The organism is Paenibacillus sp. MMO-58 (assembly GCF_037146255.1).
In the GTDB taxonomy this organism is placed as follows: Bacteria; Bacillota; Bacilli; order Paenibacillales; family Paenibacillaceae; genus Pristimantibacillus.
Window position 1 is genome coordinate 278,559 of record NZ_JBBCVY010000006.1, and the last position, 12,914, is coordinate 291,472.

General features: G+C 49.7%; 13 protein-coding genes. 1 reads left to right on the forward strand and 12 read right to left on the reverse strand.

All coding sequences use genetic code 11. From position 1 onward, the window contains the following. Positions 1-42 precede the first annotated feature (42 nt). The 12 genes from WFJ73_RS19650 to WFJ73_RS19705 form a co-directional block, all read right to left on the reverse strand. The gene (locus tag WFJ73_RS19650; RefSeq protein ID WP_336774660.1) at positions 43-732 is read right to left on the reverse strand and encodes a CpsD/CapB family tyrosine-protein kinase; all 690 of its coding nucleotides are present in this window, start codon (positions 730-732) and stop codon (positions 43-45) included. After that, the gene (locus WFJ73_RS19655; protein WP_336774661.1) at positions 707-1,471 is read right to left on the reverse strand and encodes a YveK family protein; all 765 of its coding nucleotides are present in this window, start codon (positions 1,469-1,471) and stop codon (positions 707-709) included. The genes WFJ73_RS19650 and WFJ73_RS19655 overlap by 26 nt, the downstream gene beginning before the upstream one ends. Positions 1,472-1,624: 153 nt before the next feature. Beyond that, on the reverse strand, positions 1,625-3,832 hold the full coding sequence (locus WFJ73_RS19660; protein WP_336774662.1) for a glycosyl hydrolase family 28-related protein: 2,208 nt from the start codon (positions 3,830-3,832) through the stop codon (positions 1,625-1,627). A 158-nt stretch (positions 3,833-3,990) separates the two neighbouring features. Further along, on the reverse strand, positions 3,991-5,367 hold the full coding sequence (locus WFJ73_RS19665; RefSeq protein WP_336774663.1) for a sugar phosphate nucleotidyltransferase: 1,377 nt from the start codon (positions 5,365-5,367) through the stop codon (positions 3,991-3,993). A 29-nt stretch (positions 5,368-5,396) separates the two neighbouring features. Then, positions 5,397-6,086 (reverse strand): sugar transferase, encoded by a 690-nt coding sequence (locus tag WFJ73_RS19670; protein WP_336774664.1) that lies wholly within the window; start codon positions 6,084-6,086, stop codon positions 5,397-5,399. Positions 6,087-6,097: 11 nt separating this feature from the next. Further along, entirely contained in the window at positions 6,098-6,985 is an 888-nt protein-coding gene (gene galU, locus WFJ73_RS19675) for a UTP--glucose-1-phosphate uridylyltransferase GalU (RefSeq protein WP_336774665.1), read from the reverse strand. A gap of 102 nt (positions 6,986-7,087) precedes the next feature. Continuing rightward, a complete protein-coding gene (locus WFJ73_RS19680) occupies positions 7,088-7,843 on the reverse strand; it encodes a YveK family protein (RefSeq protein ID WP_336774666.1) in 756 nt (251 codons plus the stop codon). Positions 7,844-8,056: 213 nt separating this feature from the next. Further along, positions 8,057-8,707 carry a fructose-6-phosphate aldolase gene (gene fsa, locus WFJ73_RS19685; RefSeq protein ID WP_336774667.1) on the reverse strand — a complete coding sequence of 217 codons (651 nt, stop codon included), beginning with the start codon at positions 8,705-8,707 and terminating at the stop codon, positions 8,057-8,059. Then, on the reverse strand, positions 8,704-9,111 hold the full coding sequence (ndk, locus tag WFJ73_RS19690; protein WP_336774668.1) for a nucleoside-diphosphate kinase: 408 nt from the start codon (positions 9,109-9,111) through the stop codon (positions 8,704-8,706). Before ndk ends, fsa begins: the two co-directional genes overlap by 4 nt. 25 nt (positions 9,112-9,136) lie before the next feature. Beyond that, a complete protein-coding gene (glpX, locus tag WFJ73_RS19695) occupies positions 9,137-10,105 on the reverse strand; it encodes a class II fructose-bisphosphatase (RefSeq protein ID WP_336774669.1) in 969 nt (322 codons plus the stop codon). An 86-nt stretch (positions 10,106-10,191) separates the two neighbouring features. Then, the gene (locus WFJ73_RS19700; RefSeq protein WP_336774670.1) at positions 10,192-10,989 is read right to left on the reverse strand and encodes a pyruvate, water dikinase regulatory protein; all 798 of its coding nucleotides are present in this window, start codon (positions 10,987-10,989) and stop codon (positions 10,192-10,194) included. A 6-nt stretch (positions 10,990-10,995) separates the two neighbouring features. Next, positions 10,996-11,613 carry a CBS domain-containing protein gene (locus WFJ73_RS19705; RefSeq protein WP_336774671.1) on the reverse strand — a complete coding sequence of 206 codons (618 nt, stop codon included), beginning with the start codon at positions 11,611-11,613 and terminating at the stop codon, positions 10,996-10,998. Between the two features lie 612 nt (positions 11,614-12,225). On the opposite strand from WFJ73_RS19705, the gene WFJ73_RS19710 reads away from it, so the two are divergent. Then, the gene (locus tag WFJ73_RS19710; RefSeq protein ID WP_336774672.1) at positions 12,226-12,903 is read left to right on the forward strand and encodes a DUF559 domain-containing protein; all 678 of its coding nucleotides are present in this window, start codon (positions 12,226-12,228) and stop codon (positions 12,901-12,903) included. Positions 12,904-12,914 lie beyond the last annotated feature (11 nt).

Sequence of the window (12,914 nt, forward strand, 5' to 3'; positions counted from 1 at the left end):
GTCATTCACTTATCCTTCCTGCAAAAATTTGTTACTCGTTTGTTACTTCGAGGTTCCGTAATATTTCACGAAAGCGATATCTTGCCTTTTCATCTGGTTAAAAACCGCTCCAATAATTCGAGACTGCACAAAATCCAGCTTTTCCTTCGCCTTGCGGACATACGCCTTCTTCACTTTCCCGGCATGAATAACAAGAAGAACGCCGTCACAGTAAGAGCTCATAATCAGACTATCCGTCACGGGAAGGACGGGCGGGGTATCAAACAGAATCAGATCATAACGTTCCCTGAGCTCCTCAAGGATGACCTTCATCCTGTGGGATCCCAGCAGTTCCGCAGGATTAGGAGGCGTAGGTCCGGAAGTAATGATATCCAGATTATCGATTCCGCCATCCCTGATAACCTCCTGCAAGGAACTTTGAGAGGTCAACAGATTGGTGAGGCCTAGTCTGTTCGTCTGCGCAAAAATCCGGTGGATCGTTGGCTTGCGAAGATCAGTATCAATGAGCAGTACCCGTTTCCCTTCCAAAGCGTAGGCAACCGCCAGATTTGAGATCACGGTCGATTTGCCTTCACCGGATTGGGCTGAGGCGGCCATTAACAGTTGAATCGGCGCATCTACCGAAGAGTATTGAATATTGGTTCTAAGCGTCCGGTAAGCCTCTGCTACCGGCGAGCTTGGATTAAGCAGGACAACTAACCGGTTGTCACTGGTTGATCTGCGCATAGACATTGTCACCACCTGCTTCCTTGCGAATTAAGACTTGCTCCCCGCGACGTCCGCGTAAATCTTCCTTTTTTATCTTACTCATTGCGGCAAGAAGTGGTATCCCCAGTAACTCTTTCAATTCTTCTTCATTCTTTAAGTTGTCATCCAGGAAGTGAAGAATTAAGACTAATGCAACGGAAGCAAGCAGGGACAACACAAAGGCCACCAGAATGCTTGTCACAAGATTGATATTGACCGGATTATGAGGACGGGTATCCTTCACTTTGGCTTCATTAAGAATCGTAATGTTATCGACATTCATAATTTTTGGAATTTCTTCCTTGAACACAAGCGAGATAGCATTAACGGTCTCAGCCGCGCTTTCATAAGAAGTGGCTTGATACGTTAAGTTAAGCACCTGAGAGTTCTCGTAAGAGTAGACCTGCAAAATTTTGGACATTTCGTACGAGGAGTCCGAAAGGCCAGGGTTTTTCTCCACTACTTTATCGAGTATGGCAGCGGAGCTGATAATCTCTTTGTAGGAATCCATCAGCATCAAGTTGCTCTGAAGCAACCCAACATCCGGATATCCTTGTTGATACGCACCCGAGGATTGATTGACGATCAGTTTAGCCGTGGCTTCATAGATCGGTGTCGTATAAAAGGAGCTTTTTATCCCCGAAATCACACTGGCAAGAAGAACGAGTATAAGGATAAGCCACCACTTTTTTTGCACAATTCTAAAGTATTGTTTAATCTCCACTTTGCACCTCCGCCAAGGCTTCTTGATACATTATGTATATAACTTTATGATACAATTAGTAGCATGTCAAGCTTATTCTACATGAAAAAGCCAGTTATCCCGGCATACGCGTAAATAACTGGCTTCTCCATTTTCAGGAATTACATACTGCTATTAAGGCAACATTGTCACTTGCAATTTGCCGTTTACAAGCTCGATACGACCTCTTGCCCCCGTCGATTTGTCAGTTAGAATAAAGGCATCTCCGCTTTCGATGGCGGCTTTCGCGTAGGCATGATTGTAAGGAGAGTACGCGGCGTTGTAATCATATGCGACCATCACGGCTGCGATATAAGTCGGCGCGCTTGGGGAAAGGTCAAAAAACGAGGCAGAATAGGCATTGGCGTTAGGCGCATATTGCTCATTGCAGGTGATCTTCGTCCATTGATTAACCGTCACGTCGAAAGTGAAATCATACAGCGTCATCGAGCTGCCGAATTCCAACCGGCTGCGGCAGCTCGCCTGCGGAGAGAGGATAAAATATTCGAAGGTAATGTAACGGTTTGTATCGATTGTAAGCGGAATCGGATTAAACGGTATGGCGGCATACGGACTGTTGCCGTTTGGCGTAATTTTCAAAACCGCCGAGATGCCTTTGTCCACGTAGGTTTTCATCTCTGCGGAGAAAGGTACCGGCAGCGTGGCCAAGGTGGTCACCATGGATAACGCGGCCCCCGTTGTCGTCCAACTCTTCAACAGCTCCGGGTTCTGGACGAGGTTTCCGTGTCCAAGCGGATTGTTGGCTTTGGCGCGGATCGATTGCCCGACAAGCAGCGGCGTAGAATATTGAAGCGACGTATCGATATACCGCTCTGCAATAAGGCAATATTCCGGCTGTAGCCCTGTCAAAATGACATCATCGCCCAAGTATTCGATATAAGCCGTCCCTAGCTGACCGGGAGCGCCCGACAGCATTACCGTCCCTTCAATGTCCTTGAAATCGCAATTTGCGATTGTGCCGAAGTAGGCCGCATAGCTTTGCTTCGTATTGCGCGCTTTCAAAGCATCGGGGAGCGCAAACTCCGTAGCCGACGAATTAAGAGTAGACCAGGACATCCCGAAGCCCGAAATCGAGAGACCGATCGACAACGAGGCCGGGAGCAGCTTGATTGCCGCTTCGCCGACATATTCGAACCGAACCGATTCCAAAGTGCCGTAAATTCCGTTTACGACATCCGGTACGGAAGCTGAATCGATAACCTGGTAAATACCATACGGCGAATAACCCATGTGAACGCGCTGGAACGTAACCGCCATTCCTCCGTAATGCCCCGCATGCTCTCTGACGCCGATCATCAGCCCGCAGAATGCACCCGACACCATGCCGCCCTGAACGAAATAATCCTCGCTGTTCCGCATGCAATACATGCCGATCAGTCCATTCCAGGAGCAGTCATAAGTTGTTACATGGCCATCGGTACTGTTGAGCAGAAGGCCTACCTTTACCTGGCGGGTTGCCACGCAGCGGAAAATAGGTCTTGCTCCTCCTGCCACCTCGATTGCTGCCGTTCCTGCCGCAAACATCGTATACAAGCTTTGATCGAACAAGCTTTTGTTGATCCAAGTGGCCAGATTCGCCGTACCGTAAGCTACCGGTCCGTAGATGCCGAAATCCTCAAAATTCGCGTCTATTCCCGCATTCTCGATACGTATACACGGAAGCAAATCAGTCTTGGTATCTATCGGATCCCAGAACAGCAGCGAGCCTGATTGGCCGTCATCCAGAAAAGTAGCCGCCCCGTACATTCCGCGGGAGTTATTCGTAATCGTCTGCCGAATCCGGTACTTGCCCACCGGGATAAAGATCCTGTACTTCTTGTTGCAGATTGCCATCGCTGCCTGAAAAGCCGCTGTGTCGTCCGTAACCCCGTCGCCTGCCGCACCGAACCACGTAGGATAGATATCGCCTACCTTGGGCGTTCCCGCAATGGATCCTCCAGCCGTAATGTCGAAGATCCAATCATACAGACTGGCTGCAATGGTTCCGTTTACAGTAATCGTAATCCCTTTGGCCGGCTTCAACCGGGCGCCGCGCGCGAATTCCAGCCTTTTGTTAGCTGGTATCGTAATGCTCTTCTCGATCAGATATATGCCCGGCGGTACAAAGATCGCAGTTGTTGCCGTGTCGTTAACGGCCGCGAGGAGAGCATTATAGCTGCCGGCAGCCCCGCTGGCATCAGCCCCCTTCCAGCGAATGTCCAATCCTCGCGCCCCAAGCTCGTTGTCGAGTGCAGTAAAATTTGCGTTTAATTCGGTTGGTTTGACCGTTTCGGATGTTCCCCAGCTGTTCATGCCCATGTTGCTTGTTTTGCCTGTCGCCATACATCCTCCTCCTTTCTTCTCCTCCTTCCATATATGCAGCCAATCTAGTAACGGCAACCGCGATTAGCCTTCTTCGATAGATTAGATTTATTTAATAGAAAAGCGCATTGCCCTCCCAATGGAGAAGAATGCGCTTATTCGTTATGCTTTCATATATTCTACATATTCGTACAATTCTCTTCGACTTCTTCCCAGGTATTGTAAAGCTCGACAATCCGGCTGTCCTCATCCCCGTTACCGGATTGTACAATAATAATTTCAAGCTCGGACACCGCCCGGATGCTGTGCAGCGTCTTCATCGGAATATGAAGCACGTTGCCCGCTTTTACCCGCATAAAATTGCCGTTCTGGATGAACTCGCCTTCGCCCTTTACGATGGTCCATACTTCTTCCCGATTAATATGCAGCTGATAACTGATGTTGCGGCCCTGCAGGATGCCTACCCGCTTCGTCACGACCAAGCGGCCGTCATCGTAACGTTGATCATCCAGAATCCGCGCCCAGCCCCAGCTCCGCTCCTCGAACATCGGTCCCTGATTATAATTAATGAAGTCCTTCACCCGCGGGCTCGCGCTTTTGTCAGCCACGAGAATGCCGTCCGGGCTCACTGCCACTACCACATTGGATAAACCGAGAATGGAGACAGGGATATCAATCTCGTTAATCAGATGAGTGTTTACGCTATCCTCGCTGATCATGCCTTTGCCGATGAGACGGTTGCCCATCTCTTCCGTTAACGTATTCCAGGTGCCAAGATCCTTCCAGTACCCCTCATACGGACGGACCACGATATGCTCTGTCCGCTCAACCACTTCATAGTCGAAGCTGACCTTCGGCAAGGTGTGGTATTGCCGGACTAGCTCTTTATAATGAAGAGGCAGCCCTTTTTGCTCCAGCAGACCAATCAGAAAGCCAAGCTTAAACGCAAATACGCCGCAATTCCAGAGCGCATCATATTCCTCAATCAACCGAGCCGCCCGTGCTTCCGATGGCTTCTCTTCGAATCGGTTTACCTGACGGTAACGGGCCTCATCCGATTTGCCGGAAGCAGAGGGCACAATATAGCCGTATTTGGAGGAAGGATAGGTTGGTTTTACGCCAATCAAGGCAAGATTTGCCCCCGATTCATATAAAACCACCTCCAGCTGCTTGACCTCATCAAAAAAACGGTCTTCTACGTATGGATCAACCGGAAGAATCGCGACCACTTCGTCCAGTCCGGCTTCTTGCTCCGAATAGAGATAGGCAGCCGTTAAGGCAATTGCCGCAAACGTATCCCTGCGTTCCGGCTCGATAATCAGCGGCACGTGACGGCCGATCTGATTATGCATCATCTCTATCTGCGATTTGCCGGTAGCAATAAAGCTGCTATCCCCAAGACCTCTCTCCATAATTTGTCCCCATACCCGCTGTACCATCGATACGAGCTGATGCCGTTCATCCTCAAGCACTTTCAGAAATTGCTTGGAGCGGGCATCATTGGAAAGCGGCCACAGCCTTTTTCCCGATCCGCCCGATAACAGGACAAGTTTCATTCCAATCTCCCTCCGTTTCGCTGACGTCTCTAGTAAGCGTTCTTGGAACCAAACATGACCCTTACCGTAAGCAGCATCAGCTTCAGATCAAACAGGAATCCCCGCTCCTCGATATATTTCAGGTCAAGCTCGACCATTTCCTTAAAGCTCAGCTCATTGCGTCCGCTTACCTGCCATAATCCAGTGCAGCCCGGCAGTACCTTGAGTCGGAGCTTATCGTAGTTCGTGTACTCGTTTACTTCGCGGGGCAGGGCAGGTCTTGGGCCTACCAACGACATGTCTCCGCGGATGACGTTCCACAGCTGGGGAAGCTCGTCAATGCTTGTTTTGCGGATGAACTTGCCGACCTTTGTAATCCGGGGATCTTCCTTCATCTTAAACATGGCGCCTTCGATTTCGTTCTGGCTCAGCAGACTTTCCAGCATTTCCTCGGCATTGGCTACCATGGAGCGGAATTTGAACATCCTGAACGTTGTTTCGTTACGGCCAACCCGCGTTTGATAGAAAAAGACAGGGCCTTTGGGACTCTCGAGCTTAATCAGAAAGGCGACAAGAAGAAAAAGCGGGGAAAGGAGAATCAGCCCCAAGCTGGCGGCAATGAGGTCAAATCCGCGCTTGACCATTAAGTAAATACGAAGAGGCCGTCGCTCGTAGGCGGTATATATGGTGGCTGCATCAAAGACTGCTTCAAGATCATTCTGCTGAGGAGTCGGAGCCATAACATTCACCTCTAATTAATCTTATTGGACTGCTCCCGCAGCATCATTTCTTCCATGGCAGCGAGCAGGGGAATACGTAGTTCTTCGTTTCTGAGGGCAAAATCGATCGTCGTTGTAATAAATCCAAGCTTCTCGCCCACGTCATACCGGGTTCCTACAAAATCGTATGCATACACGCCTTGCAGCTCGTTCAGCTTCTGAATCGCGTCGGTGAGCTGGATTTCTCCTCCGGCGCCTTCTTCCTGGTTTTTCAGGCAGTCGAATATTTCCGGTGTCAGAATGTAACGCCCCATAATCGCAAGATTGGAGGGCGCCTGTCCTATAGCGGGCTTCTCCACAAACCGCTTTACCTGATAAAGTCGGTCAAAGCTTTCTATAGGATCAACGATGCCATACCGGTGCGTCTGGTCTTCACGGACCGTCTGAACACCGATAACGGAACGGTCTGTCCGTTCGTATTGCTCAATTAGTTGCTTCACACAAGGCACCTCGGATTGCACAATGTCATCCCCTAGCAGGACGGCAAAAGGCTCATCTCCGATAAAATTGCGTGCACACCATACCGCATGTCCTAGCCCCCGCGCCTCTTTCTGGCGGATATAATGAATATCCACGTTGGAGGAACGCCGAACTTCATCCAGCAGATCGAACTTACCCTTGCTGAACAAGTTATGCTCCAGCTCAAAAGCATGATCGAAATGATCCTCGATCGCTCTCTTTCCCTTGCCCGTTACGATAATGATGTCTTCGATGCCGGATTCTATTGCTTCCTCCACAATGTACTGGATCGTAGGTTTATCGACGATGGGCAGCATTTCTTTCGGCATCGCTTTCGTTGCCGGAAGGAACCGGGTTCCGAGTCCGGCAGCAGGAATAATAGCCTTTTTCACCTTATTCATTACTCTCTCACCCTCACCTATCCGATATAGTATCTCTATAAAATACAAGCCCTGACTTATAGGCCTAGGGCTGCCAAACCAAATTCTTTATTCGATTATTCCTTACTGGTTAAGTGTCGCGTACGTGGCTTCATTGAGTTCTTTTTTGATTTTGACGTTTGGCTTGTTCTTTAGCCCCATATCCTGCTTATTGATCTTATTGATTAGTGCAAGAACCGGCAGATCAAGGGTTTGCAGCATTTCCGTTTCGTTCTTGATCGTATCGTCAAGATAATCGAGCAGGAAGATGATCCCGACTGCCAGCATGCAAGAAACGATAAAGCTGATCAGCATGTTCAGGATTGGACTGTTGTTGATCGGGCTAGGAATATCCTTATCATCCGCTTTATCGAGAATGGTCACGTTATCGACCTTCATGATATGAGGGATTTGATCCTTGAAGATTTCGGATACCGTATTCACGATTTGGGCGGCCTGCTTGTATGAAGCGCCGGTATACATGATGTCCATCACCTGTGATTCATCGGCGGATTCTACCTTTACCTTCTGAGATAATTGATCAGCGGTAATGCCCAGGTTCGGATTTTGCTCGACGACTTTTTCCATGATGTAGGCCGATTCAACAATTTTTTTATACGAATTGATAAGCATGACATTGGATTGCAGCAAACCAAGATTCAGCGTTTCTACGCCGGCTTGCTGAGGAGATTGATTGACGATAAGAGTGGCCTTGGCCTGGTAGACCGGAGTTGTGAAGAAGTAGCTTTTAACGCCTGTAGCAACAACTGCAACGATAACGATGGCGACAATCAGCCACCATTTTTTTATAACGATCTGAGCATATTGCTTTAATTCCACGCGTTTCCCTCCTGCAGCCTTGTAGGACTTTAGATACAATTCGTATCAACATTTGTATACACTACTTTAAGATACAAATCGTATCATGTCAATAGCTTTTTCAACGGTTTTCATATTTTTGCGACACTTTGTTGCAGAGAAGCGCTCCAGCAAAAAGAAAACCCCCATGCAAACGGTTACCCGTTTGCATGGGGGTTTCGGTCATTTTTAAGTTTACGAATTCGGCTTCCTTCCGTCCCAATCGCTAAGGAATTTCGCAATTCCGGCATCCGTAAGCGGATGCTTCCATAGTGACGGGAGCAGCGCTCCGGGAATTGTTGCAATATGGGCTCCGGCCAGCGCAGCCTGCTCGACATGCCCGATATGGCGGATGCTTGCCGCGATGATCTCTGCATGCATCCCGTAGTTATGAAGAATTGCCCGGAGATCCCGAATTAGTCCTATGCCATCCGTACCAATGTCATCCAGACGGCCGACAAAAGGACTAATGTAGGTTGCGCCTGCTTTAGCAGCCATTAAACCTTGTGCGGCCGTGAAAATCAGCGTCACATTGGTCTTAATGCCTTTTTCCGACAAGGCGCGGGTTGCATAAAGACCGTCTTCGGTCATGGGCAGCTTAATGACGATATTGGGCGCCCAATCCGCGATATCAAAAGCCTCCATCAGCATCTCTTCCGAAGTCGTTCCGATTACCTCCGCACTGATCGGACCATGTACGAAGCCTGCAATTTCCTGGATAACATCCTTGAAGTCGCGGCCTTCCTTCGCAATCAGGGACGGATTCGTCGTTACCCCGTCAACGAGGCCAAGCCTTGCAATTCTTCTTATCTCCTCGACATTAGCCGTATCCAGGAAAAACTTCATAGATGTCCGCCAAAAAACATCTCAATCTCGCGTTCCGCACTCTCAACGGAATCGGAGCCATGAACAATATTGCTCTCTACGCTTAATGCGTAATCGCCGCGAATCGTACCGGCATCGGCATCCGTCGGATTCGTGCGGCCGATTAGGGTACGGGCGTTTTTTACGGCGCCGGGGCCTTCCCAGACCATGGCGAAAGAAGGACCAGAAGTAATGAACTCGACGAGTTCGCCAAAAAAGGGCTTCGCCGCGTGCTCGCTGTAATGGCGCTCTGCCAGGGGCGTATCGATCTCGATCAATTTCGCCTGTACGAGCTTAAAGCCTTTGTGCTCGAATCTTGCTACTATGCTGCCGATTAATCCACGCTTGACACCATCGGGCTTCACCATGACAAAGGTTCGTTCCATTTCCATTCCTTCTTTCATTCCTAGTTTATTTGCGCAATAGAGGTTTGTTCGGTAAATAATGAAGCGACTTCACATACCTCACGGTACGCGTCTGTGCCCGCATGACCATGGAATGCGTCTCCGCACGCTGTTCAGGCATATAGCGCACTCCGCCCAGGAACTCTCCGGGCGTTACGCCGGTCGCCGCGAAAATAACATCCCCGGTCCCTACCATATCGTTGATATTTAATATTTTGCGAGGATCCGTCAGCCCCATAGAGACGCAGCGTTCATATTGCTCCTCGCTTTCGGGAATAAGCCTGCCTTGAATTTCGCCGCCCAGGCACTTGAGCGCAGCCGCCGCAAGGACGCCTTCGGGAGCGCCGCCCGAACCAACATAGAGATCGATACCCGCTTCCGGAAAAGAAGGCGCTAGCGCTCCCGCGACATCCCCGTCCGATAAAAATTTGATCCGGACGCCCGCTTCCCTTAAGTCGCGGGTCATATCGGCATGGCGCTCACGGTCAAGAATCATCACGGTCAAGTCCGTGATTGGCTTATCCAGCGCAAGCGCCGCCTTCTCCAGGGTTATGCGGATCGGGTCCTTCAGCGACAGCTTGCCGGCAAGCTCCGGTCCAACCGCAAGCTTTTCCATATACATGTCAGGCGCGTGAAGGAGCTGGCCTTTACCTGCAACGGCCAATACGGCCATTGCGTTATTGAGTCCCCGAGCAACGATCTCCGTTCCTTCGAGCGGATCAACAGCAACATCAACCTCGGGTCCCTGCATGCTGCCGACTTGCTCACCAATGTAAAGCATCGGCGCTTCATCCATTTCACCCTCGCCTATAACAACCGTACCACGGATTGATACCGTATCAAACATGCTCCGCATCGCTTCGGTTGCTGCGCCATCGGCGCTGTTCTTATCTCCCCGGCCCATCCAAGGGGAAGCGGCAAGCGCCGCAAGCTCCGTGACTCGCACTAGCTCTAAAGACAATTCGCGTTCTAACATTTTTGGGCATCCTCTCATACGTATTGCCATTTTTATGCGATAAATACGTTGGCGGCGTTTTTTTGTGCAACATTTTCTAAGGGTACCTAAGATAATTGCTCGATAATAAGTCCTGCGGTCTCTTCAATCGCGCGATTCGTTACATCTATAACCGGGCATTGGAACGCCTCCATCACGCTGGAAGCATAGGCGAGCTCCTCCATTATCCGCTCCATGGAGGCGTATTGCGCGGACTGGGGAAGACCTAGCGTCTTAAGCCGTTCAGTCCGGATATGCAGCAAATGCTCAGGCTTCATCGTAAGCCCAACAATTAACCGACCCGGTGCCGGCGTAAGCTCAGCAGGCGGTCTGACCTCCGGCATAAGAGGAAGATTCGCTGTCTTGATTCCTTTATGGGACAAGAAGATGCTCAGCGGAGTCTTGGACGTCCGCGATACGCCGATGAGAACTACTTGAGCCTGCATCAGGCCGCGGGCATCCTTGCCGTCGTCGTATTTAACCGCAAATTCAATGGCTTCCATCCGGCGGTAATAATCGTCGTCGATGGAATGGAGCAGTCCGGGCTTGCGTTTTGGCGAGCTGCCAAAGGTATCAACGAAAGCCTGCATCATCGGGCCCATTACATCAACTGCCCGTACGCCCCAGCGGAACGATTCTTCCTTCATCAGCTCGCGCAGCTCCGGCTGAACAAGCGTATAGCTGATAAACCCTCCCGTACGGGCTGCTTCCGCAACAATCTGGATAACTTCCTCTTCGGTCTTTACATGGCCGAACCGTTTAATTTTGACATGATCGGATGCGAACTGCCGCAAGGTCGCTTTCGCGACGGCTTCCGCGGTCTCCCCTACCGCATCTGAACAAACGTAAATAATTTGCTCTGACATAAGCTCCTAATCCCCCAGTTCCGCAGCTGTTGCAATATCCGACATCAGCCGGATAATGTTCGATTTCGATACCCATCCGCTAATTTCCGGTCCGCCCTCGCCGGGAATAATAACCGGCAGGCAGTCCACCTGATGGAGCATCATTTTTCGAATCGCATCCGATACGGATTCTTCGGGAGCAAGAGTGACGATATTCGGAAAACGCGTCATAACCATGCTGACGGGTATGGTACCAGCGCCCGGATTTCCAAGCGTGATCTTAAGCAAATCCTTGGGAGTCACAATGCCCGCGAGATTCTTGTTCTCGTCCACGATCAGCAGCGTATTGGCGTTCTCCATGAACAAGGTGATAACCGCATCCTGTACGGATAACGTCTCCGGAATATTGACCGGAACCCCTTGGATCTCGTGTACCTTGATATTGTCAAAGCGCTGACGGGTTGCCGTATCGTCGGTCGAACGGTAGGCTTCGCCGAGAAAATAGCCAACCTTCGGCTTCGCGTCAAGAAGGTTCAGCATCACAAGCAGCGACAGGTCCGAGCGCAGCGTCGGGCGGCTGACGCCCATATACTCCGCAAGCTGCTCCCCTGTAATCGGCGCATGCTTTTTAACTAGCTCAAGCAATTCTAGCTGGCGATTCGATAGCTGGATAACGGTTCACCCTCTCACTTTTTATTACACACATTTCCCTATATAACCATCATTAATCGGATTTAATATAGCACATATATATTTACTACACAATATATGTTCTGTTACATCCGAATTGTGCTCTATTTATGCTGTGCATATAGCTAGTGGGGCAGGAGTCCTGCACTCTTTTTCTTCTATTTGCCGCTCAACCGCACCCAATCTACGCTCCTGCTAGTTCCCCCGGCCCCATGCAAGTCGGTTTTTTCCTCTTATTCACCTTTCCCACTCCCTCTCCGCTCCCACCAACCGCTCGCAAGTCGGTTATTTCCTCTTATTTACCTTCCTCACACCCTCTTCTCTCCCACCAACCACCCGCAAGTCGGTTTTTTCCTCTTATTTTTTACCTTCCTCCATTCCTCTCCGCTCCCACCAACCGCTTGCAAGTCGGTTTTTTCCTCTTACTTACCCTCCCACTTGAACAGATCGCCCAAATAATGGTAAACTTAAACTAAATCAACTTCCGGTCGTGAAGAACACGCCGCTTCCTTGACGCATAGCGTCTTGGAAAGCGGCGTGTTTTATTTTTGAAAGGAGCTTGTAACTATGTCTTTCGAATCTGTTCATCAAAAGTGGTATGAAATGCACCTGAAAAAGCTCAATGGAAAAGCCAAAGAAAGGCTTATGCAAGGACATGCACATGCCGAAAGATTGTTCTTAAAAAATGTGTGGTTTCCGGCTTTTCGTAACTTTGAGAACTTGCATCCGGAGTATAAGGTAGCCGACTTCCGTGACGGCGCAAGGTATCTTGACTTTGCTTACCTCAAATACCCACTTAAACTGAGTATTGAGATTGATGGTTTTGGACATCACTTATCGCAGGCTAGCCGTAACCATTTCTCAGATGATCGCATCCGGCAAAATCACTTAGTTATTGATGGATGGCGAATTCTACGGTTTTCCTATGACGATATCTGCGACAGGCTACGGATGTGCGAGCAAATCGTGCAACAGTTTATGAGCACTTGGTTGGACCGGCATTTCACGGAGCGTTCATCAGATGCAATCATCCAGCACGAAGTATTACGCCTTGCTTTGCGTACCGAAAAACCATTCCGCGCTCGCGAGGTCAGTACTTACCTAACCGTTCACATTGAAACAGCACGCTCCATTTTAAGAGAGATGGCAAAGCTCAACCTGTTGCTTCCTTGCGGCGAAGGAAAACAGCGCATTCATTCTTATATCGTTAACAAAGAAAATTTGGACGATCGAATCATTCATTAAGTAAAAGCGGT

What these genes read in the sequence shown, in the direction of transcription:
- WFJ73_RS19650 (WP_336774660.1), bottom strand. Translation starts at nt 732, where the DNA reads ATGTCTATGCGCAGATCAACCAGTGACAACCGGTTAGTTGTCCTGCTT.
- fsa (WP_336774667.1), bottom strand. Translation starts at nt 8,707, where the DNA reads ATGAAGTTTTTCCTGGATACGGCTAATGTCGAGGAGATAAGAAGAATT.
- WFJ73_RS19710 (WP_336774672.1), top strand. Translation starts at nt 12,226, where the DNA reads ATGTCTTTCGAATCTGTTCATCAAAAGTGGTATGAAATGCACCTGAAA.
- ndk (WP_336774668.1), bottom strand. Translation starts at nt 9,111, where the DNA reads ATGGAACGAACCTTTGTCATGGTGAAGCCCGATGGTGTCAAGCGTGGA.
- WFJ73_RS19665 (WP_336774663.1), bottom strand. Translation starts at nt 5,367, where the DNA reads ATGAAACTTGTCCTGTTATCGGGCGGATCGGGAAAAAGGCTGTGGCCG.
- WFJ73_RS19660 (WP_336774662.1), bottom strand. Translation starts at nt 3,832, where the DNA reads ATGGCGACAGGCAAAACAAGCAACATGGGCATGAACAGCTGGGGAACA.
- WFJ73_RS19700 (WP_336774670.1), bottom strand. Translation starts at nt 10,989, where the DNA reads ATGTCAGAGCAAATTATTTACGTTTGTTCAGATGCGGTAGGGGAGACC.
- glpX (WP_336774669.1), bottom strand. Translation starts at nt 10,105, where the DNA reads ATGTTAGAACGCGAATTGTCTTTAGAGCTAGTGCGAGTCACGGAGCTT.
- galU (WP_336774665.1), bottom strand. Translation starts at nt 6,985, where the DNA reads ATGAATAAGGTGAAAAAGGCTATTATTCCTGCTGCCGGACTCGGAACC.
- WFJ73_RS19670 (WP_336774664.1), bottom strand. Translation starts at nt 6,086, where the DNA reads ATGGCTCCGACTCCTCAGCAGAATGATCTTGAAGCAGTCTTTGATGCA.